The 20,662-nt window shown below is 61.3% G+C and carries 22 protein-coding genes; all 22 read left to right on the forward strand.

Annotated features, from left to right (window positions below; translation table 11 throughout):
* Nucleotides 1-314: 314 nt before the first annotated feature.
* A complete protein-coding gene (locus tag BCA01S_RS08040) occupies nucleotides 315-959 on the forward strand; it encodes a DUF177 domain-containing protein (protein ID WP_027776480.1) in 645 nt (214 codons plus the stop codon).
* 101 nt (nucleotides 960-1,060) lie between these two features.
* Complete coding sequence (rpmF, locus tag BCA01S_RS08045; protein ID WP_006051932.1) at nucleotides 1,061-1,240, forward strand: 50S ribosomal protein L32; 180 nt, start codon at nucleotides 1,061-1,063, stop codon at nucleotides 1,238-1,240.
* A gap of 172 nt (nucleotides 1,241-1,412) precedes the next feature.
* Nucleotides 1,413-2,519 (forward strand): phosphate acyltransferase PlsX, encoded by a 1,107-nt coding sequence (gene plsX, locus BCA01S_RS08050; protein ID WP_027776481.1) that lies wholly within the window; start codon nucleotides 1,413-1,415, stop codon nucleotides 2,517-2,519.
* Entirely contained in the window at nucleotides 2,519-3,508 is a 990-nt protein-coding gene (locus BCA01S_RS08055; protein ID WP_027776482.1) for a beta-ketoacyl-ACP synthase III, read from the forward strand. Before plsX ends, BCA01S_RS08055 begins: the two co-directional genes overlap by 1 nt.
* A gap of 98 nt (nucleotides 3,509-3,606) precedes the next feature.
* Entirely contained in the window at nucleotides 3,607-4,542 is a 936-nt protein-coding gene (fabD, locus tag BCA01S_RS08060) for an ACP S-malonyltransferase (RefSeq protein WP_027776483.1), read from the forward strand.
* A 71-nt stretch (nucleotides 4,543-4,613) separates the two neighbouring features.
* Nucleotides 4,614-5,363 carry a 3-oxoacyl-ACP reductase FabG gene (fabG, locus tag BCA01S_RS08065; protein WP_027776484.1) on the forward strand — a complete coding sequence of 250 codons (750 nt, stop codon included), beginning with the start codon at nucleotides 4,614-4,616 and terminating at the stop codon, nucleotides 5,361-5,363.
* Nucleotides 5,364-5,513: 150 nt separating this feature from the next.
* The gene (gene acpP / locus BCA01S_RS08070; protein ID WP_004197638.1) at nucleotides 5,514-5,753 is read left to right on the forward strand and encodes an acyl carrier protein; all 240 of its coding nucleotides are present in this window, start codon (nucleotides 5,514-5,516) and stop codon (nucleotides 5,751-5,753) included.
* 231 nt (nucleotides 5,754-5,984) lie between these two features.
* Nucleotides 5,985-7,223, forward strand: coding sequence for a beta-ketoacyl-ACP synthase II (gene fabF / locus BCA01S_RS08075; protein WP_020069388.1), 1,239 nt, complete (start codon nucleotides 5,985-5,987; stop codon nucleotides 7,221-7,223).
* 97 nt (nucleotides 7,224-7,320) lie between these two features.
* Nucleotides 7,321-7,722, forward strand: coding sequence for a protein YgfX (locus tag BCA01S_RS08080; protein WP_494471464.1), 402 nt, complete (start codon nucleotides 7,321-7,323; stop codon nucleotides 7,720-7,722).
* Between the two features lie 115 nt (nucleotides 7,723-7,837).
* Nucleotides 7,838-8,437 (forward strand): RNA polymerase sigma factor RpoE, encoded by a 600-nt coding sequence (rpoE, locus tag BCA01S_RS08085; RefSeq protein WP_006051939.1) that lies wholly within the window; start codon nucleotides 7,838-7,840, stop codon nucleotides 8,435-8,437.
* An 83-nt stretch (nucleotides 8,438-8,520) separates the two neighbouring features.
* The gene (locus tag BCA01S_RS08090) at nucleotides 8,521-9,135 is read left to right on the forward strand and encodes a sigma-E factor negative regulatory protein (protein WP_027776486.1); all 615 of its coding nucleotides are present in this window, start codon (nucleotides 8,521-8,523) and stop codon (nucleotides 9,133-9,135) included.
* Between the two features lie 4 nt (nucleotides 9,136-9,139).
* Nucleotides 9,140-10,183 carry a MucB/RseB C-terminal domain-containing protein gene (locus BCA01S_RS08095; RefSeq protein ID WP_020069391.1) on the forward strand — a complete coding sequence of 348 codons (1,044 nt, stop codon included), beginning with the start codon at nucleotides 9,140-9,142 and terminating at the stop codon, nucleotides 10,181-10,183.
* 35 nt (nucleotides 10,184-10,218) lie between these two features.
* Nucleotides 10,219-11,745 carry a DegQ family serine endoprotease gene (locus BCA01S_RS08100; RefSeq protein WP_027776487.1) on the forward strand — a complete coding sequence of 509 codons (1,527 nt, stop codon included), beginning with the start codon at nucleotides 10,219-10,221 and terminating at the stop codon, nucleotides 11,743-11,745.
* Nucleotides 11,742-12,005 carry a glutaredoxin family protein gene (locus tag BCA01S_RS08105; RefSeq protein WP_027776488.1) on the forward strand — a complete coding sequence of 88 codons (264 nt, stop codon included), beginning with the start codon at nucleotides 11,742-11,744 and terminating at the stop codon, nucleotides 12,003-12,005. Before BCA01S_RS08100 ends, BCA01S_RS08105 begins: the two co-directional genes overlap by 4 nt.
* Nucleotides 12,006-12,155: 150 nt before the next feature.
* Entirely contained in the window at nucleotides 12,156-13,949 is a 1,794-nt protein-coding gene (gene lepA / locus BCA01S_RS08110; protein ID WP_020069394.1) for a translation elongation factor 4, read from the forward strand.
* A gap of 18 nt (nucleotides 13,950-13,967) precedes the next feature.
* Nucleotides 13,968-14,861: a signal peptidase I gene (gene lepB / locus BCA01S_RS08115; protein ID WP_020069395.1), complete on the forward strand. Its 894-nt coding sequence runs from the start codon at nucleotides 13,968-13,970 to the stop codon at nucleotides 14,859-14,861.
* Between the two features lie 186 nt (nucleotides 14,862-15,047).
* On the forward strand, nucleotides 15,048-16,391 hold the full coding sequence (rnc, locus tag BCA01S_RS08120; RefSeq protein ID WP_027776489.1) for a ribonuclease III: 1,344 nt from the start codon (nucleotides 15,048-15,050) through the stop codon (nucleotides 16,389-16,391).
* Between the two features lie 52 nt (nucleotides 16,392-16,443).
* Nucleotides 16,444-17,343: a GTPase Era gene (gene era / locus BCA01S_RS08125; protein ID WP_027776490.1), complete on the forward strand. Its 900-nt coding sequence runs from the start codon at nucleotides 16,444-16,446 to the stop codon at nucleotides 17,341-17,343.
* Nucleotides 17,330-18,247, forward strand: a complete 918-nt coding sequence (gene recO / locus BCA01S_RS08130; protein ID WP_027776491.1) for a DNA repair protein RecO — start codon at nucleotides 17,330-17,332, stop codon at nucleotides 18,245-18,247. The genes era and recO overlap by 14 nt, the downstream gene beginning before the upstream one ends.
* Complete coding sequence (gene pdxJ, locus BCA01S_RS08135; RefSeq protein WP_027776492.1) at nucleotides 18,244-19,008, forward strand: pyridoxine 5'-phosphate synthase; 765 nt, start codon at nucleotides 18,244-18,246, stop codon at nucleotides 19,006-19,008. Before recO ends, pdxJ begins: the two co-directional genes overlap by 4 nt.
* Before the next feature lie 20 nt (nucleotides 19,009-19,028).
* Nucleotides 19,029-19,475 (forward strand): holo-ACP synthase, encoded by a 447-nt coding sequence (gene acpS, locus BCA01S_RS08140; RefSeq protein WP_027776493.1) that lies wholly within the window; start codon nucleotides 19,029-19,031, stop codon nucleotides 19,473-19,475.
* 63 nt (nucleotides 19,476-19,538) lie between these two features.
* On the forward strand, nucleotides 19,539-20,567 hold the full coding sequence (nagZ, locus tag BCA01S_RS08145) for a beta-N-acetylhexosaminidase (protein ID WP_027776494.1): 1,029 nt from the start codon (nucleotides 19,539-19,541) through the stop codon (nucleotides 20,565-20,567).
* Nucleotides 20,568-20,662: the final 95 nt, after the last annotated feature.

The raw sequence follows: 20,662 nt of genomic DNA on the forward strand, positions 1-20,662 counted from the left end.
GCTTAAGTGTTTGACTCGAAAAGACAAAGCGGATATGATTTTGGGCTTTTCATCGGTATGCTTGCGTCAGGCGTGGCTCGCCGGGCATGACGCGGTGAGAGCCGGAAGGGTAGCTGCAAGCAGGGCTGCGGTGTCGCTGCGGTCATGCAGTTTAGCGGCAACACAATCGTGCATCGTTCAAGTTTCGCGGGCCTTCTCGCGGACTGATTCACCCCGTGATTTACCTTTGATTGACCCGTGAGTTGCCGGTGTTTAACGGGCGAAATTAACCGGCGAAATTAACCGGCGAAATCATTGCCGACGCAGGAGCGCACATGACTCAACATCCTGGCAAACCTGCAGGTCTGTCTGACCCGCATGAACTCGATCTGTTCGAATTTGCGCGAAGTGGACGGCAGGCCGCGGGTGTCGTGCGCGTCTCGCAACTGCCGCGCATGTTAAACGAAGTCCCGGCAGAAGCGCCAGAGCGCGACACCGCGTTCACGTGGCAAACCGAAGGGGCGACGCAACCGGAATTGCAGGACGACGGCACCGAGGGCCCTCAACCTTACTTGAGGTTGGCGATCCACGGCGCTGCATGGCTTGAATGTCAGCGATGCATGACACCGTATTCGCAGGCGTTCAACGTCGACGCAACTTATCGGATCGTCAACACTGAGGCGGAAGCCGAAGAGTTTCCGCTCGACGAGGATGAAGTCGAAGTGATCGTGGGTTCGCGCCAGTTCGATCTCATCGACTTGATCGAAGAAGAGTTGCTGCTTTCTTTGCCGCTCGTGCCCAAGCATGAGGTCTGTCCCGAGGTGCACGAAAGTCTCGTCTCGGGTGTGGCCGGTGCCGAAGGCGAAGGTGACGAAGCCGCGTTGGACGAAGCAGGCGAGGGCGATGAGCCCGAGCGGCCGAATCCGTTCGCGGCGCTCGAAAGTCTCAAGCGCGGCGAGCCGGGCGACAAGAAGCATTGAACAGTTGCATGGGAGCGCGATGCGGGCGCATTGGCCATTCGGCCAATGGCGGACACCGGGTCGGGCTGTGTTAGAATTCGGAAAATTTTTAGGAGTTAGTCATGGCAGTTCAACAAAATAAGAAGTCGCCGTCGAAGCGCGGCATGCACCGTTCGCACGATTTCCTGACGGCAGCGCCGCTGGCCGTGGAGCCGAGCACGGGCGAAGTGCATCTGCGTCACCACGTTAGCCCGAACGGCTACTATCGCGGCAAGAAAGTCGTCAAGACGAAGAACGACTAATCGTTTCACTGCGTTGCGCCAACTGGCGTTTCGCGTGGCGATCAGCTCGCTTGACATTTTCCCGGCTCGGAAAAAAGGCGGCATTCGTTTGCCGCTTTTTTGTGTCGATCGCAGTTGCAGCTTCAGCGCTTACTGCGATCTCATGCAGAGCGCCTGAAATTCGCCGCACTCCATGACAGTAAAGCTCACGATAGATTGCATGGGAGGCGACCACGGCCCGTCCGTGACCGTTCCCGCTGCCGTCAACTTCGTTCGTTCGCATCCCGACGCGCAATTGCTGCTCGTCGGCATTGAAACTGCGATTCGTGCGCAGCTGAAGAAGTTGAAGGCACAGGACCTGCCGGCGCTGACGGTAGTATCCGCTTCCGAGATCGTTGCAATGGACGACCCGGTTGAAGTCGCGCTGCGCAAGAAAAAAGATTCATCCATGCGCGTCGCGCTGAATCGCGTCAAGGAAGGCGAGGCGCAAGCCTGCATTTCCGCCGGCAACACCGGCGCACTAATGGCGGTTTCGCGTTATGTGCTGAAAACGCTGTCGGGAATCGAGCGCCCGGCAATTGCGTCCGCTTTGCCGAACCCGAACGGCTACACCATGATGCTCGACCTGGGCGCCAACGTCGACTGCGAACCACAGCATCTGCTGCAATTCGCGGAGATGGGGCACGCGCTCGTGTCGGCGCTGGAAGGCCGCGAGCGGCCCACCATTGGTCTCCTGAATATCGGCGAAGAAGTCATCAAGGGCAATGACACGATTAAGCGTGCCGGGGAGTTGCTGCGTGCGAGCACACTCAACTTCCACGGTAACGTTGAAGGCAACGACATCTTCAAGGGCACGGTCGACGTGATCGTGTGCGATGGTTTCGTCGGCAACGTGGCGCTCAAGACCTCTGAAGGCCTCGCGCAAATGTTGTCGAACATCATCAAGGAAGAGTTCGGGCGGTCGTGGCTCACCAAAGTGATGGCGGTGCTCGCGCTGCCCGTGTTGATGCGCTTCAAGAAGCGCGTCGATCATCGGCAATATAATGGTGCTGCGCTGCTCGGCCTGCGCGGGCTGGTGATCAAAAGCCACGGTTCCGCAGATGCCTACGCGTTTGAGTGGGCTATCAAACGCGGGTATGATGCCGTCAAAAACGGTGTGCTGGAGCGCCTTGCGCAAGCGATGGAAGAGAACGCGGGTTCTCTTGAACAGGCGGCGCGCGACGCAAGCGGTGCGGGTCACGCAAGCCCCATCGCAGGCCAGCCGGCCGAGCCCTACGCTGCGCAATCCTCGAAGGCATAATGGCTCAATCGACAATTTATTCCCGCGTCCTCGGTACCGGCAGCTATCTGCCGCCCGCGCGCGTCACCAATCAGGACCTCGCTGAGCGTCTGGCGAAGCAAGGCGTCGAAACGAGCGACGAGTGGATCGTGGCCCGCACGGGCATCCATGCACGTCACTTCGCGGATTCCGATGTCACAACCAGCGACCTCGCGCAGTTCGCGTCGCTGCGTGCGATCGAAGCGGCGGACATCGACCCGCAATCCATCGATCTGATCATTGTTGCGACTTCCACGCCGGACTTCGTGTTTCCGAGCACGGCGTGCCTGTTGCAAAACAAACTCGGTATCAAGAATCACGGCGCGGCGTTCGACGTGCAGGCAGTCTGCTCCGGCTTCGCTTACGCGGTGGCTATGGCCGACAGTCTGATTCGCGGCGGCCAGCATCGCACGGCGCTCGTCGTCGGCGCGGAGACGTTTTCGCGCATTCTCGATTTCAATGACCGCACCACCTGCGTGCTGTTTGGCGACGGCGCCGGCGCGGTGATCCTGCAGGCGTCGGACGAGCCGGGCGTGCTTGCGAGCGCATTGCATGCAGACGGCAGTCATTCGAACATTCTATGCACGCCGGGCAACGTGAACGGCGGTGTGATCGCCGGTAGCGCGTTCCTGCATATGGACGGGCAGGCGGTGTTCAAGCTGGCCGTGAACGTGCTGGAAAAGGTCGCGGTCGAGGCACTCGAAAAAGCGAATCTTTCCGCCGATCAGATCGACTGGCTGATTCCGCATCAGGCCAACATCCGCATCATGCAGAGCACTTGCCGCAAGCTCGGCTTGCCGCAGGAACGCATGGTCGTCACAGTGGGCGAGCACGGCAATACGTCGGCTGCGTCCATTCCGCTCGCACTCGACGTCGCGGTCCGCGACGGTCGCATCAAGCGCGGCCAGAACGTGCTGATCGAAGGCGTCGGCGGCGGCTTCACGTGGGGCGCGTCGGTCATTCGCTACTAAGCGGGCCGACTTCAGGCGGCGCTCTTCATGCGCCCACGCGTCGCGTGCTTTTGAGCCGCACGCACCTCACATCTGACTAAATCGATTTTGGGGACGATATGAAATTTGCGTTCGTTTTTCCCGGGCAGGGTTCGCAATCGGTCGGCATGCTCAATGCATTTGCCGGCCATGCGGTTGTGCGCGAGACAGTTCAGGAAGCGTCCGACGCGCTCAATCAGGACATCGGCAAGCTGATCGCCGAGGGCCCGGCGGAAGATCTAAATCTCACTACGAACACGCAGCCGGTCATGCTGACTGCGGCCTACGCGATCTATCGCGCGTGGCAGCAGGCGGGCGGTCCAGCGCCGGCAATCGTCGCTGGTCATAGTCTCGGCGAATACACGGCGCTCGTCGCGGCTGGCGCAATCGCGTTTCGCGATGCCGTGCCGCTCGTGCGTTTCCGCGCGCAGGCGATGCAAACGGCGGTGCCCGTCGGCGAAGGCGGCATGGCGGCGATCCTCGGTCTGGACGACGACACCGTGCGCGCTGTTTGCGCCGAAGCGGCGGCCACGGGCGTCGTCGAAGCGGTCAATTTCAACGCGCCTGCTCAGGTCGTGATCGCGGGCCACAAGGCAGCGGTCGAAAAAGCCTGTGAAGTGGCGAAGGCGAAGGGCGCAAAGCGCGCACTGCCGCTGCCGGTATCCGCGCCGTTCCATTCGTCGCTGCTGAAGCCGGCGTCGGATCAATTGCGCGAGTATCTGGCGAGCGTCAACGTTCAGGTGCCGTCGATTCCGGTCATCAACAATGTCGACGTCGCGATCGTGAACGAGCCGGCGCAGATCAAAGATGCACTGGTGCGCCAGGCGGCCGGCGCGGTGCGCTGGGTCGAATGCATCCAGGCCATGGCGGCTCAAGACGTCACGCACGTCGTCGAGTGCGGGCCGGGCAAGGTCCTTGCGGGCCTCACGAAGCGTATCGACGGCAATCTGGTCGGCGCGTCCGTGTTCGATCCCGCTTCGCTGGATGAAACGCTCAAGCTCGTTACGGCAGGCTGAGCGCTGCATCACATAGACGGCAACAGGCATCAGCAATCAATCAGCCCACCGAAGGGCATTCGGACCGACAGATGGAAAAGAATCTCGATAAGCAGATCGCAATCGTAACGGGCGCCTCGCGCGGCATTGGCCGCGCCATCGCTATGGAGCTCGCGCGCCAGGGCGCAACGGTGATCGGCACGGCGACCAGCGAAAGCGGCGCGGCGGCAATCAGCGAAGCATTCAACGCGGCCGGCGTGAGCGGGCGCGGCGCGGTGCTCGACGTGAACGATGCGGCTGCTGCCGAAGCGCTGATCGAAGGCACGGTGAAGGAATTCGGTGCGCTGCATGTGCTCGTGAACAACGCCGGCATCACGCAGGACCAATTGGCCATGCGTATGAAGGACGACGACTGGGATGCGGTGGTCGACACCAATCTGAAGTCGGTGTTCCGTCTGTCGCGCGCGGTGCTGCGTCCAATGATGAAGGCGAAGGGCGGCCGCATCATCAATATCACGTCGGTGGTCGGTTCGGCGGGCAATCCCGGGCAGATCAACTACGCCGCAGCGAAAGCGGGCGTGGCCGGCATGACTCGCGCGCTTGCACGCGAGATCGGCAGCCGTGGCATTACCGTGAATTGCGTGGCGCCCGGTTTCATCGATACAGACATGACGCGCACGTTGCCGGAAGAGCAGCAAACGGCGCTGAAAACGCAGATTCCGCTGGGCCGTCTCGGCAGCCCGGAAGATATCGCATACGCCGTCGCATTCCTTGCGTCGCCGCAAGCAGGCTACATCACCGGCACGACGATGCATGTGAACGGCGGAATGTACATGTCGTAACCAAATTCGGTTACTATCCGCGCCTTGATGCGTTTGCAAATGCGTAAGGCGCATGCCTTGACAGCAACCTGATGTGCCGCTTTTTTGCCGGGTCAAACCTGATAAAATGCGCGCACCTGTATTTTTGAACTTCTTTCCCTTGGAGGGGTAATGGACAATATCGAACAGCGCGTCAAGAAGATCGTCGCAGAACAACTGGGCGTGGCCGAAGCTGAAATCAAGAACGAAGCTTCGTTCGTGAACGACCTCGGCGCCGACTCGCTGGACACGGTTGAACTCGTGATGGCCCTCGAAGACGAATTCGGCATGGAAATTCCGGATGAAGAAGCCGAGAAGATCACCACCGTTCAGCAAGCGATCGATTACGCTCGCGCAAACGTCAAGGCCTAAGGTCATTCGCGCCTGCGTTTATGCGTTAGCGGCGTATGACGCCCTGCCGTGTCGGTTGCCGACGCCAGCGGGGTCGCCATTTTTTGCCGCGAGGTGTGCCGTGCAGGAGCCAGCGATGTTGACAGCGCATTCTTCAGCGCGATTGCCGACTTAACAGCCACAGGGTACACAGGTCAGGTTCCTGTGGCCGCTGTGGCTTTTGTTTTTGTCATCTATGAAAAAGGGGTTACCGTGAGCCGCCGTCGTGTTGTTGTTACAGGCCTGGGGCTGATTTCGCCTGTTGGCAATAATGTTGCCGACGGCTGGGCCAATCTGGTCGCCGGCAAGTCGGGTATTGCCAATATCACGAAGTTCGATGCGTCGAACTTCTCGACTCGTTTCGCCGGCGAGGTGAAGGGCTTCAATATCGAGGACTACATCCCCGGTAAGGAAGCGCGCCACATGGATACGTTCATCCATTACGGCGTGGCTGCCGGCATCCAGGCGATGCAGGACAGCGGCCTGGAAGTCACCGACGAGAATTCGGAGCGTATCGGCGTCGTGGTCGGCTCGGGCATCGGCGGTCTGCCGATGATCGAAGTCACACAAACTGAACTGCTCAATCGCGGCCCGCGCCGCATTTCGCCGTTCTTCGTGCCGGCGTCGATCATCAACATGATCTCCGGGCACCTGTCGATCAAGTTCGGCATCAAGGGTCCGAATCTCGCCATCGTCACCGCGTGTACAACGGGTTTGCACTGTATCGGCGAGGCTTCGCGCCTGATCGAATACGGCGACGCAGACGTGATGATTGCGGGCGGTGCGGAATCGACCGTGTCGCCGCTCGGTATCGGCGGCTTTGCGGCGGCCCGCGCGCTGTCGCAACGCAATGACGACCCGGCCACAGCAAGCCGTCCGTGGGACAAAGACCGCGACGGTTTCGTCCTCGGCGAAGGCGCCGGCGTGATGGTGCTCGAAGAGTACGAACACGCGAAGGCTCGCGGGGCGAAGATTTACGCCGAAGTCGGCGGCTATGGGATGAGCGGCGACGCCTATCACATGACCGCACCGCTCGAAGACGGTGACGGCGCGCGCCGCTGCATGCTTGCGGCCATGAAGAACGCGGGCATCAACGCCGATCAGGTCAACTACCTGAACGCGCACGGCACGTCCACGCCGCTCGGCGATCTGGCTGAGACAACCGGCATCAAGCGGGCGTTCGGCGACCATGCCAAAGACATCGTCGTGAATTCGACCAAGTCGATGACGGGTCACCTGCTCGGCGGCGCCGGCGGTCTTGAGTCGGTGTTCACCGTGCTGGCTGTTCACCATCAGGTGTCTCCGCCTACGATCAACATCTTCAACCAGGACCCGGAGTGCGACCTGGACTACTGTGCCAACACCGCACGGGAGATGAAGATCGACGTCGCGCTGAAGAACTCGTTCGGGTTCGGCGGCACGAACGGTACGCTTGTCTTTAAGCGCGCCTGATCTCTCGCAACGGGTGACGCGCCAGTCAACGGCGCCGGCTTTGCCGGCGCTTTTCAGTGATACGGCCATCTCCGAAGGAACGTCGCAGCAAATCGTGCTGCGGCGTTCCTTCGCGATGCGCGTTGCGTTGGCTGCTTTTGTGGTGACGGCGTCGTGTGCGGTTTATAGCTGCATGGCGTCGTGGCTCACCGCATGGCAGGCGGTTCCGTTGACGCTTGCCGTGTTTGCGCTCCTTACGCTTTCCGCGGTCAGGCACGACCGGGCGCAGCCAGCGGCGCTCAGAATGGGACGCGAGGGCATTTCTGTCTGGGGCGGGGCCGGAAATCTGCTCGTATACGGTCGAATCGCCGGCTGTGCGCACTGGAGCGACCGTTTGCTGGTGCTCGAAGTGACGCCAGACGAAGGTCGCCGTCAAACGCTTCTTGTTCCCGCCGACACTGTGCCGACGGCCGTTTTCCGCGAATTGGCGGTGCGCGGGCGGCGCCGCGCCGGGGCGTGACTGTAACGAAAGTAACCGCTGTTACCGCGCGTCATGACCTCCGTAACGTGCCTCGTCGACGGGAACGCTACAATGGTGCCCCCGTCATGCGCCCCAAAGTTAACGGATTTATCAGGTGAGCGAAAAAGAAATTGATCAGGTGCTGGTCGAGCGCGTCCAGAAGGGCGACAAGGCCGCCTTTGAGCTTCTGGTCTCCAAATACCACCGCAAAATTCTCCGGCTAATCTCGCGCCTCGTGCGCGACCCCGCCGAAGTAGAAGACGTTGCGCAAGACGCTTTCATCAAGGCGTATCGGGCGTTGCCGCAATTTCGCGGGGAATCGGCTTTTTATACGTGGTTGTACCGGATTGCGGTCAACACGGCAAAGAACTACCTTGCGACCCAAGGCCGGCGCGCGCCGACTTCGACCGAAGCAGATGCTGAAGAAGCTGAAACTTTCTCGGACGCCGACCAACTAAGGGATATCAACACGCCTGAGTCGATGTTGATGAGCAAGCAGATCGCTGAGACGGTCAATGCTGCGATGGCGGTTTTACCGGAAGAGCTGCGTACCGCCATTACTCTTCGTGAAATTGAAGGTTTGAGCTACGAGGAAATCGCTGAGATGATGGGCTGCCCAATCGGCACCGTCAGATCGCGAATTTTCCGCGCTCGCGAAGCCATTGCGGCAAAATTGCGTCCGTTGCTTGACACACCTGAAGGCAAGCGCTGGTAAGTCACTAGCGCGCCGAACGGGGCGCGGGTGCAATATCTGGATTAGTGGTGTCACTACGGGGTCTTTGTAAGATGGGGAGCATCATGGGTTCGGTCTCGATGCAATCGCAAGCCAGCTCGCGCGGCGAGCGTCTGTCCGCTTTTGTCGACGGTGAGCTGTTCGGCGAAGAGCATCTGAATCTGGACAAGTTTCTGTCCGAGCTGGACGGCGAAGATCGCGCCGCGTGGTCCAGCTATCACCTGATCGGGGACGCATTGCGTTCCGACGATCTTGCGGTCGGTTCCGCGACGAGCAGCGCATTCCTCAGCGGATTCGCCGCCCGGCTGGAAAGCGAGCCGCACTTGCTCGCGCCGGCAGCCATACCGGTTGCGCGCCGTCTGCTGGCGCTGCGTCGCCGCGTGGTGCCGGCCTTCGCGGTGGCCGCCGCGGCCGCTACGCTAACGTGGATCGTCGTACCGCAACTGCAGGGCGTACCCGGCGGGCCGGGTTCGACACAAGTCGCTTCGGTTTCCTCGCACGGCGACGCGGTGCAAAAGGTTGCCATGGCGTCCGTGCCGGTCGCGCAGGACGCGAACATCATTCGCGACGCGGGTCTCGACCAGTATCTCGAAGCTCATCAGCAGTTCGCGCAGCAACCCGTCATGCCGGGCTCAATGCCGCTGATCCGCGCTGCTGCAGTCTCTACGCAAGGCCAATAGTTTGATGCAGACTCCGCGGTTGAATATAACGACTATCTGGGGGCGGCTGCCGGCATTTCTATTCTGCGCAGCCGTGTTGTTGTCCGCTACACCGCGGGTTTTTGCACAAACCGACGATCCGCTCGTCGCCCGCCGCACCGCTGCCGATCTGCTGGATCGCATCCATCAGGCCGCGCAGCAACAGAACTACGAAGGCGCGTTTGTCTATCAGCGGGGCAATTTCGTCCAGACGTCGCGGATCGCGCACTATGCGACGAAGGCAGACGGCGAATTCGAGCAGCTGGAAAGCCTCGACGGCAAGCCACGCAAGATGCTTCGTCATAACGAGGAGCTCTACACCTTCGTGCCGGAACGGCATTTGTGCGTTGTCGAAAAGCGCCAGAACAAAGACTCGTTCCCCGCGCTGCTTGCCGTAAGCGGCGAGCAGGTTCTGTCGGTGTACGAGCCGAAACTGCTCGGCGACGACCGCGTTGCGGGCATCGAAAGTCAGGTGATCGAGCTCGATCCGAAAGACGCCTACCGATTCGCTTACAAACTGTGGGCCGACAAGAAAACCGGCCTGCTGCTGCGCGCACAAACGCTCGATCCGAGCGGTCAGGTGCTCGAGCAACTGTCGTTCTCGCAGATCCGCATCGGGGTGCCCGTCGACAAGGCGGGCATTGTCAACGGTATTCGCAATACCGCGGGCTGGACGGTGGTGCATCCGCCGATCGAACCGGTCGATATGGCCGCGCAGGGCTGGCAGTTCGGGGTGACGGTGCCGGGCTTTCGCAAGATCCGTGAACTGCGCCGTCCCATGGCGGCACGCGAAGCAGGTCAGCCCACCATTCCTGTGGATCAGGCGGTGTTCTCCGACGGTCTCGCCGCGATCTCGGTGTTCATCGAGCCGGTTGAAAACAACACGCGCAAGGAAGGCGCGGGCAGTACCGGTGCTACGCACGTACTAGTCAAGCGCCGCGGCGACTTCTGGATTACCCTGCTCGGAGAAGTGCCCCAGACCACGTTGCAGCAATTCGCGTCTGCCATAGAATACAAGGCTCCGAAGTAATCCTCCGAATCCTGAATCCCTCGGCTTCCTACGATATGACGACTTTCTCGGTGCGCAAATTCCTCGCGGCCGCGGTGGTGGCGGCATGTTTGCCGTTCGCACCGCATACGGCGTCAGCGGCCTCCGCAGCCAATCTGCCCGACTTCACCGACCTCGTCGACAAAGTTGGTCCGGCGGTCGTCAACATTCGCACGACCACGCGCGTGACGAACAGTGGCGCGCGCGGCGGCTTGCCGCCCGGCATGGACGACGGCGACATGTCGGAGTTCTTCCGGCGCTTTTTCGGCATTCCGATGCCGCAGTCGCCGCAATCTCCCGGCGCGCCGCGCGGCGGGGACAATGGTGGCCATGGCGGCAGCGGCGGTAGTGGTGGCAGCCAGGACACGCCGGACAGCAACGATCCCGAACAGAACAGCGGCGTCGGCTCGGGTTTCATCCTGTCGGCGGACGGCTACGTGATGACCAACGCGCACGTGATCGACGACGCGGACACCATTTACGTCACGCTCACAGACAAGCGCGAATTCAAGGCGAAGCTGATCGGCGTGGATGACCGCACCGACGTCGCGGTCGTGAAGATCAGCGCGGCGAATCTGCCGACCATCACCATCGGCGACTCGAACAAGGTTCGCGTGGGCGAGTGGGTGGTCGCAATCGGCTCGCCGTTCGGGCTCGAGAACACGGTGACGGCCGGCATCGTCAGCGCGAAGGGACGTGACACGGGCGACTATCTGCCGTTCATCCAGACCGACGTAGCCGTCAACCCGGGCAATTCGGGCGGACCGCTCATCAACATGCAGGGCGAAGTGATCGGCATCAACTCGCAGATCTACAGCCGTACCGGCGGCTTTATGGGCATTTCGTTCGCGATTCCGATCGACGAAGCGATGCGCGTGGCCGATCAGTTGAAAGCGTCGGGCAAGGTGGTGCGCGGCCGGATCGCGGTGGCGATCGGCGAAGTGACCAAAGACGTCGCTGATTCCCTTGGTCTGCCGAAGTCGCAGGGCGCGCTTGTCAGCAGCGTTGAGCCGGGCGGTCCGGCGGACAAGGCGGGCGTGCAGCCAGGCGACATCATCCTGAAGTTCAATGGCCATTCGGTCGATACGGCTACGGACTTGCCGCGCATGGTCGGCGATACCAAGCCGGGCACGAAGGCGACCATTACGGTCTGGCGCAAGGGCCAAACCCGCGAGTTGCCGGTCACGATTGCAGAGATGCAGCCGGACAAGACTGCGAAGGCCGATCAGCGCAAGCCACAGGCGCCCAAGCAACGCGCCACGAATGCGCTCGGCCTGGCCGTCAGCGACATCCCGGCCGATCAGCTAAAGGCGCTGAAACTGCGCAACGGTGTGCAGATCGACGCCGTGGACGGTCAGGCGGCACGCGTCGGCCTGCAAAAAGGCGACATCGTCCTGCGTGTGGGCGACACGGACATCACGAGCGCGAAACAGTTCGACGAACTGACCTCGCATCTGGACTCGCAGAAGATGGTCGCACTGCTGGTGCGTCGCGGCGAGAACACTCAGTTCGTGCCAATTCGCCCGCGCAGCGCTCAGAAATGACAACGGTGGCGCCGCTCAGGCTCTATTCGCGCGCGTGGTGCCACTTGTGCGACGACATGCGCACCGCGCTCGAGCCCTTGCTGGCCGAGTTCGGCGCGCAAGTAGAAGTCATCGACGTCGACAGCGATCCCTCGCTCGAAGCCCGCTACAACGAGCTGGTGCCGGTCCTGTTGTGCGACGGAATCGAGCTTTGTCACTACCATCTTGACGAATCGCGGGTGCGTGACGCGTTGGCTGCCCGCACCGCTGCGGCTTCCTGAGCCGGTCTTTCGTCGACGGTCTCTGCGTCCATGCCCTGCAAGATGCGCCGGGCACCGGCCTTTTCGGCTAAAATGGATAAGTTTTTCACCTACTTACAAGGCGTGCTCCGCTATTGTCCGAGCGCGCCTTTTTTGCTTGATCGGCACTGAATGGATCATATTCGTAACTTCTCGATCATTGCGCACATCGACCATGGCAAGTCGACGCTTGCCGATCGCATCATCCAGATTTGCGGCGGTTTGTCCGACCGCGAGATGGAAGCTCAGGTGCTCGACTCGATGGACCTCGAGCGCGAGCGCGGCATCACTATCAAGGCACAGACTGCGGCCCTGACCTATCGCGCCCGCGACGGCAAGGTCTACAACCTGAACATGATCGACACGCCGGGGCACGTCGACTTCTCGTACGAAGTCAGCCGCTCGCTGTCCGCGTGCGAGGGCGCGCTGCTGGTGGTCGACGCAAGCCAGGGCGTAGAGGCGCAAACAGTCGCCAACTGCTATACGGCAATCGAACTCGGCGTCGACGTCATTCCGGTGCTCAACAAGATCGATTTGCCGGCCGCGAATCCCGAGAACGCGATCGCCGAGATTGAAGACGTAATCGGTATTGACGCGACCGACGCCACGCATTGCAGCGCCAAGACGGGCCAGGGCGTGGAAGACGTGCTCGAAGCGTTGATCGCGAAAGTGCCGCCGCCGAAGGGCGATCCGGAAGCGCCGTTGCAGGCGCTGATCATCGACTCGTGGTTCGACAACTACGTCGGCGTCGTGATGCTCGTGCGTATCGTCAACGGCACACTGCGTCCAAAAGACAAAATCCGCATGATGGCGACCGGCGCGCAGTATCCGGTCGAACACATCGGCGTGTTCACGCCGAAGTCCAAGAACCTCGAATCGTTGTCGGCGGGGCAGGTGGGTTTCATCATCGCCGGCATCAAGGAATTGGCCGCGGCGAAGGTGGGTGACACCGTCACGCTGGTGAACGCGCCTGCTGCCGAGCCGTTACCTGGCTTCAAGGAAGTGAAGCCACAGGTGTTCGCCGGCCTGTATCCGGTCGAAGCGAACCAGTACGACGCGCTGCGCGACTCGCTTGAAAAGCTGAAGCTAAACGACGCATCGTTGCAATACGAGCCCGAAGTTTCGCAGGCGCTCGGTTTCGGTTTCCGTTGCGGCTTCCTGGGTCTGCTGCACATGGAGATCGTGCAGGAACGTCTCGAACGCGAGTTCGACATGGACCTGATCACCACGGCGCCGACCGTCGTGTACGAAGTCCTGCAACGCGACGGCACAACCATCATGGTCGAAAATCCGGCCAAGATGCCGGAGCCCTCGAAGATCGAAGAAGTGCGCGAACCGATCGTCACCGTGAACCTGTACATGCCGCAGGACTACGTCGGTTCGGTGATCACGCTGTGTACGCAAAAGCGCGGCAACCAGATCAACATGCAGTATCACGGCCGTCAGGTGCAGTTGACCTACGAGATTCCGATGGGCGAGGTCGTGCTTGATTTCTTCGATCGGCTGAAATCGATCTCGCGCGGTTACGCGTCGATGGATTACGAATTCAAGGAATATCGCGCGTCCGACGTCGTAAAGGTCGACATGCTGATCAACGGCGACAAGGTGGACGCGCTGTCGGTCATCGTGCACCGTTCGCAAAGCCAGTACCGCGGTCGCGAAGTCGCGGCGAAAATGCGCGAACTGATTCCGCGCCAGATGTACGACGTTGCGATCCAGGCCACGATTGGCTCGAATATCATCGCTCGCGAAAACATTAAAGCATTGCGTAAGAACGTGCTGGCAAAATGCTACGGCGGCGATATTTCACGTAAGAAAAAGCTGCTGGAAAAGCAGAAGGCAGGCAAGAAGCGAATGAAGCAGGTGGGGTCCGTCGAGATTCCGCAAGAGGCTTTCCTCGCCATCCTGCGTGTCGAAGACAAATAAGACGAACAACGGAACCCTATGAATTTTGCGCTGATTCTTTTTGTGCTCGTCGTTTTGACGGGCGTCGCATGGGTCGCAGACAAACTGGTGTTCATGCCGCAAAGGCGGCGCGCGGCGGAAGCCGCGGTCGCTGAGTTCGACCGTCAGCAGGCACGTATCGGTGAGCGTTTCGCCGACGAAAACGCCGCGCAGACGCGCGCGCGACTGCGTGACGACAAGCTGCGCCAACCATGGTGGCTCGAGTATTCCGCGAGCTTTTTCCCGGTGATTCTGGTGGTTTTCGTAGTGCGCTCGTTCGTTGTGGAGCCGTTCAAGATTCCGTCCGGCTCAATGGTGCCAACGCTGCTGGTGGGCGACTTCATCCTCGTCAATAAATTCGATTACGGTATCCGCCTGCCCATCGTCAATACGAAAATCACAGAGGGCCGGCCGCTCCAGCGCGGCGACGTTGTGGTGTTCCGCTATCCGAAAGACGAGTCGGTCGACTATATCAAGCGAGTGATCGGCTTGCCGGGCGACACGGTTGCGTATCAGGACAAGCAGCTCACCATCAACGGCAAGCCGGTGCCTGAAACGCCGCTGCCCGATTATCTCGACGAGGAGCGTCTTGGCTACGCGAAACAGTTCGAGGAAAATCTGGACGGCCGCAAGAACGCAATTTTGAACAATCCCGCCGTGCCGCCGTTTATCGTCGGCGCAGAAGATTATCCGTATCGCGACAACTGCACTTACAACGCGCGCGGCGTGATTTGCAAAGTGCCGCCGGGCAATTACTTCATGATGGGCGACAACCGCGATAACAGCGCCGACAGCCGTTACTGGGGTTTTGCGCCGGACAAGAATATTGTCGGCCGCGCGTTTTTCATCTGGATGAACTTCAGCAATCTCAAGCGCATCGGCTCGTTCCAGTAAGCTTTTCGCCGACCGCATGACGCGCTGCGAACGTGATCGCTTATCGACGATCAACGATCACGTGAACGACCCTGCGGGCGCCGCGCGTTATCGCTACATAAAGTCCTCTAACGTCGCTTCACCACGCTTTCCCCGTCGGGCCGGCCGCGTTTTCGCCCGGCCCGGCGCCCGCGTTATACTCTGCCCATGCCCTCATCTCCGTTGGAAAGCCGTCTGCGCTACGAATTTCGCAATGCGGAATTGCTGCGCCAGGCTTTAACACACCGCAGTCACAGTTCCACGCATAACGAACGGCTCGAATTTCTAGGCGATTCCGTTCTGAATTGCGCGGTGGCTGCGCTTTTGTTCCAACGTTTCGGGAAGCTGGACGAAGGCGACTTGTCTCGCGTTCGCGCTAATCTCGTTAAACAGCAATCGCTTTACGAAATCGCTCAGGCCCTGAATATCTCCGAAGGACTTCGGCTCGGGGAGGGCGAACTGCGCAGCGGCGGCTTCCGTAGGCCGTCAATCCTTGCTGACACGCTTGAAGCGGTGCTGGGCGCAGTGTTCCTCGACGGCGGTTTCGAAGCCGCCCAGACGGTCATTAAGCGCCTGTACGTGCCGATCCTCGATCACATCGACCCGCGTACGCTCGGCAAAGATGCGAAGACGCTTTTGCAGGAATATCTGCAAGGTCACAAGATCGCTTTGCCCACGTACACCGTTGTGGCCACGCATGGTGCGGCGCACAATCAGCAATTCGAAGTTGAATGTACGGTGCCGAAGCTGGACGTGAAGGTCTCTGGCTCTGGCGCCAGTCGGCGCGCGGCTGAGCAGGCCGCAGCCAAAAAAGCGCTCGACGAGGTCCTCGCCGCCGCGCCGGCAGTCGTCGGCAAGTCAAAGCGTTCAAAAGGCGCGCGCGCAGCGAAAAATGTCGAGCTTGAAATTGTCCCCGGCGTGACTGGCGTCCAGACCGCCCTCGACCTGCGCAGCCCGGATCGTAAGAGCGAGCGTGGCGCGGCGAAGGGAGAACCGCGGGTAACGTCCGGAACAGAGCCCGCCGCGGAGCGTAGCGCTTTGGCGGCGGTGGTTGCGGCTGCACCGCTGGCGGTGATTCGCGCGGCGCACGTCGAGTACAGCGCCCCGGAACGCGCCGATAAGGGCGAGCGACTGGAGAAAGCCGATAGGGCGGAAAAGTTCGAGAAATCGGATAGAGCCGCCGCGCAGCCTGGCGACAAATCGGCGGAAAAATCAGCAGGGGACAAGCCGGCGGACAAGCTGGATGCGCGGTTGGCCGAAGCCAGGCCAGTAGAGCCAAAACCCGCCGACCCGAAAACCGCCAACGCGTCGTCCGCAGACCTGAAGCCGGCCGAACCCAAGCCCATCGACACAAAGGCAGAGTCCGCCGTCCGCGGCGTAGACAAACCGTCCCGCAGTCGCGAGCCGGCGTCCGACGCTGTATCGCCCGCGACGAACACTGCGGCCCCCACCGAAAACGAACCCGGCGTAGCCGACGCGGTACAAACGCGCGTCGCCGACGCGGGCCATTGATTGCCCCGGTGCGCCACCCGAGCGCGTCGATCCGAACCTGCCGTAGCCCAATATGAACGCTCCCACTCCCACTGGTTTCCGCTGCGGCATGGTCGCGATCGTCGGCCGCCCTAACGTCGGCAAATCCACGCTGATGAACGCGCTGGTCGGCCAGAAAGTCAGCATCACGTCGCGCAAGGCGCAGACTACGCGCCATCGCATCACCGGCATCCATACGCTCGAAGACGTCCAATACATTTTCGTCGACACGCCCGGCTTTCAGACCAAGCACAGCGGCGCGCTGAACCGTTCGCTGAACCGCGCGGTGACGTCTACGCTGACTTCCGTCGATACGATCCTGTTCGTGATCGAAGCCGGCCGTTTCGGCCCGGACGACCAGAAAGTGCTCGACCTGATTCCGCCTTCTGTACCCACGTTGCTGATTGCAAACAAGCTCGATCGTGTGTCGGATAAAGACTCGCTGTTTCCGTTCATGCAGCAGGTGAGCGCGCTGCGCCAGTTCAGCGAGATCGTGCCGCTGTCGGCCAAAAACCCGGACGACATCAAGCGCCTGATGGCCACCGTCAAGCCGTACCTGCCGGAAGGCGCACCGATTTACGGCGAAGACGATCTCACCGATCGCAGCGAGCGCTTTCTTGCGGCCGAGATTCTGCGCGAGAAAGTTTTCCGCTGGACCGGCGACGAACTGCCGTACACGAGCACCGTGCTGATCGACAAGTTCGAAACCGAAGGACGCCTGCGCCGCATCTTCGCGACGATCCTCGTCGAGCGCGACACGCACAAGGCAATGATCATCGGCCAGAAGGGTGCGAAGCTGAAGCAGATCAGCACCGAGGCGCGCCTCGACATGGAGAAGCTGTTCGACGGACCCATATATCTGGAAACCTTCATCAAGGTGAAGAGCGGGTGGGCCGACAACGAAGCAGGACTTCGTGCGTATGGGTACGAATGACGCGTGGGTCACGCTGAATTCCGACACGGATCCGGACGACGCGGAGCCGGCCGCGCCGTCACGCGAGCCGTCAAAGCCGGCTCGCGCCAGCCGCAAATCTTCCACTAAAAGCACCTCCGACACCGGCCCCGATGACGCGCCTCGCAAGGCGCCGGCTCGCCGGTCCTCGCGCGGTTCCACATCGGCTTCCGAATACCGCATCGCCGAGCAGCCCGCCTTCGTTCTGCATAGCTATCCGTATCGTGAGACGAGTTTGATCATCGACGTGCTGTCGCGCGATCACGGTCGCCTCGCGCTCGTCGCCAAGGGCGCGAAGCGTCCGCACTCCGCGTTGCGCGGCGTGCTGCAAACGTTCCAGCCACTTGCGCTGTCGTGGTCCGGCAGAGGCGAGGTGCGCACGCTGACCGGCGCCGAGTGGGTCGGCGGCATGCTGCCTTTAACGGGCGACGCGCTGCTGTGCGGCTTCTATGTGAACGAACTCCTCGTGAAGTTCTGCGCGCGCGAAGATCCGCATCCGCAACTGTTCCATCACTACGTCGTCACCATGACGCGTCTCGCGCACGACGAGCCGCCGGTCCAGGTGTTACGTTCGTTCGAGCGCGTGTTGCTGCGCGAAACTGGTTACGCGATGGCGCTCGATCGCACGGTCGCGCGCAAAGCGGTCGAAGCCGGCAGCCGTTATGTGTTCGATCCGGAGCGCGGCGTGCGCGAAGCATCCGACGATCTGCCGTCGCAGTGGCCGGTGATTGCAGGTCAAACCTTGCTCGATATGGAAAAGGACGATTACCATCGGGCGCAGACCGTGGCGCAAAGCAAAACGCTGATGCGCTTTCTGCTCAACACTTATCTTGGCGGCACGCCGCTCGCGACGCGCCAGATCCTGATCGACTTGCAGAACTTATGAGCTTCTTTCTAACGTCGCCGAATGTGATCGATCTCGGCGTGAACATCGATCACGTCGCCACGCTGCGCAACGCGCGCGGAACTTTGTACCCCGACCCGATCCGCGCCGCGCTGATGGCCGAGGAAGCCGGCGCCGACGTCATCACGTTGCATCTGCGCGAAGATCGCCGCCATATCGTCGACGCCGATGTGCGCGCGCTGCGCCCGCTGCTCAAGACGCGCATGAACCTCGAATGCGCGGTCACGCAGGAGATGCTCGACATCGCCTGCGAAGTAAAACCGCATGACGTTTGCCTCGTGCCGGAAAAGCGTCAGGAATTGACGACAGAAGGCGGTCTGGACGTCGCCGGTCAGTTCGAGGCCGTGCGCGCTGCGTGCAGGCAACTGGCCGACGCGAACTCACGCGTGTCGCTCTTCATCGATCCGGACGAGACGCAGATCCGTGCAGCGCACGAAGCCGGCGCACCGGTAATCGAGTTGCACACCGGGCGTTATGCCGAGGCGCGCGATCCAGGCGAACAACAGCGCGAATATGAGCGCGTGGTTCGCGCGGTCGAATTCGGCGCGACGCTCGGTATCAAGGTGAACGCAGGCCACGGCCTGCACTACACGAACGTCCAGCAGATCGCGGCGATCGACGGCATCGTCGAGCTGAATATCGGTCACGCGATCGTCGCGCATGCGATTTTCGCGGGCTGGGACAACGCGGTGCGCGAGATGAAGGCGATCATGGTCGCCGCCCGTCTCGGCGCACGTGCGTAACGCGTAAGGGCCGGTCCCCTATGGCGATCTACGGTATCGGTACAGACATCGTTCAGGTGAGTCGCGTGGCGGCGGTCATGACGCGCACCAACGGCCGCTTTGCCGAGAAGGTACTCGGCCCAGACGAATTACGTGTATACCACGCGCGCAACGCTCGTTCGGCCGCGCGCGGGCTCGCATTCCTCGCCACGAGATTCTCGGCGAAGGAGGCGTTTTCGAAGGCGATCGGTCTCGGCATGCACTGGCCCATGACATGGCGCGCGCTGCAAACGCTCAATAAGCCGAGCGGCGAACCGATGGTGGTCGCATCCGGGGAGTTGGCCGAATGGCTCGAGACGCGCGGCATCACGGCGCGCGTCACGATCACCGACGAGCGCGATTACGCCGTGTCGTTCGTGATTGCCGAGAGTGCGCAAGCAGAAGGGGCGAACGGCTCCAACCCGGAAGCTGCAGCTAACCAGAAATAATTGCGAACGCGGCCCGCGCGGTCGCGTATCTCCTTGCTTCACGCAATCTTCAAGCGGAAATCAATGAAAACCAATCCCGGACCGGTGATGCTCGACGTCGTCGGCAAAACGCTGAACGACGACGACAAGCGCCGTCTCGCCCATCCGATGACCGGCGGTGTGATTCTGTTCGCGCGCCACTACGAGAACCGGGCGCAACTGATTGCGCTGACCGACTCTATTCGCGCGATTCGCGAGGAACTGCTGATCGCAGTCGATCACGAAGGCGGACGTGTGCAGCGCTTCCGAACCGACGGGTTCACCGTGCTTCCCGCAATGGCCAAGCTCGGCGCGCTGTGGGACAGCGACGTTATGCATGCTACCAAGGTCACGACCGCAGTCGGCTATATCCTCGCTTCGGAGTTGCGCGCCTGCGGCATCGACATGAGCTTTACGCCGGTGCTCGATCTGAACTACGGCCAGTCGCAGGTAATCGGCGATCGCGCGTTTCATAGCGATCCGCGCGTCGTGGCGATGCTCGCGAAAAACCTCAACCACGGTCTTGCGCTCGCCGGCATGAGCAACTGCGGCAAGCACTTTCCGGGGCATGGTTTCGCGCACGCGGACTCGCACGTCGCGATGCCCGTCGACGAACGCTCGCTCGACGACATTCTTCGCGACGACGTAGCGCCGTATGACTGGCTTGGGCTGTCGCTCGGCTCGGTGATTCCGGCGCACGTCGTCTATCCGCAAGTCGACTCCAGGCCGGCGGGCTTTTCACGTGTCTGGCTGCAGGACATCCTGCGCGGCAAGCTGCGCTTCGAAGGCGCCATTTTTAGCGACGATCTCTCGATGGAAGCCGCGCGCCAGGGCGGCACGCTCACCGAAGGCGCGACTGCCGCGCTGCAGGCCGGTTGCGACATGGTGCTGATCTGCAATCAGCCCGAAAAGGCCGAACAGGTGCTGGACGAATTGCGCTTCACGCCATCGAAGGAATCGCAGCAGCGGGTCAAGCGCATGCGCCCGCGCGACAAGGCGCTGAAGTGGAGCAAGCTGGTCGCGGAGCCGCGATATCTGCAAGCGCAGGCTTTGCTGCGCAGCGTGTTCGCCTGAGCGACGCGCGAATACAGTAGATAAACCAACGGCGCCTCGCTTCAGGCGCCGTTGTTCATTGGTCATCTGCGCGCGTGCATGCGATGTGCGCCTCC

Origin of the sequence: Paraburkholderia caledonica NBRC 102488 (assembly GCF_000685095.1) — a bacterium.
GTDB lineage: Bacteria > Pseudomonadota > Gammaproteobacteria > Burkholderiales > Burkholderiaceae > Paraburkholderia > Paraburkholderia caledonica.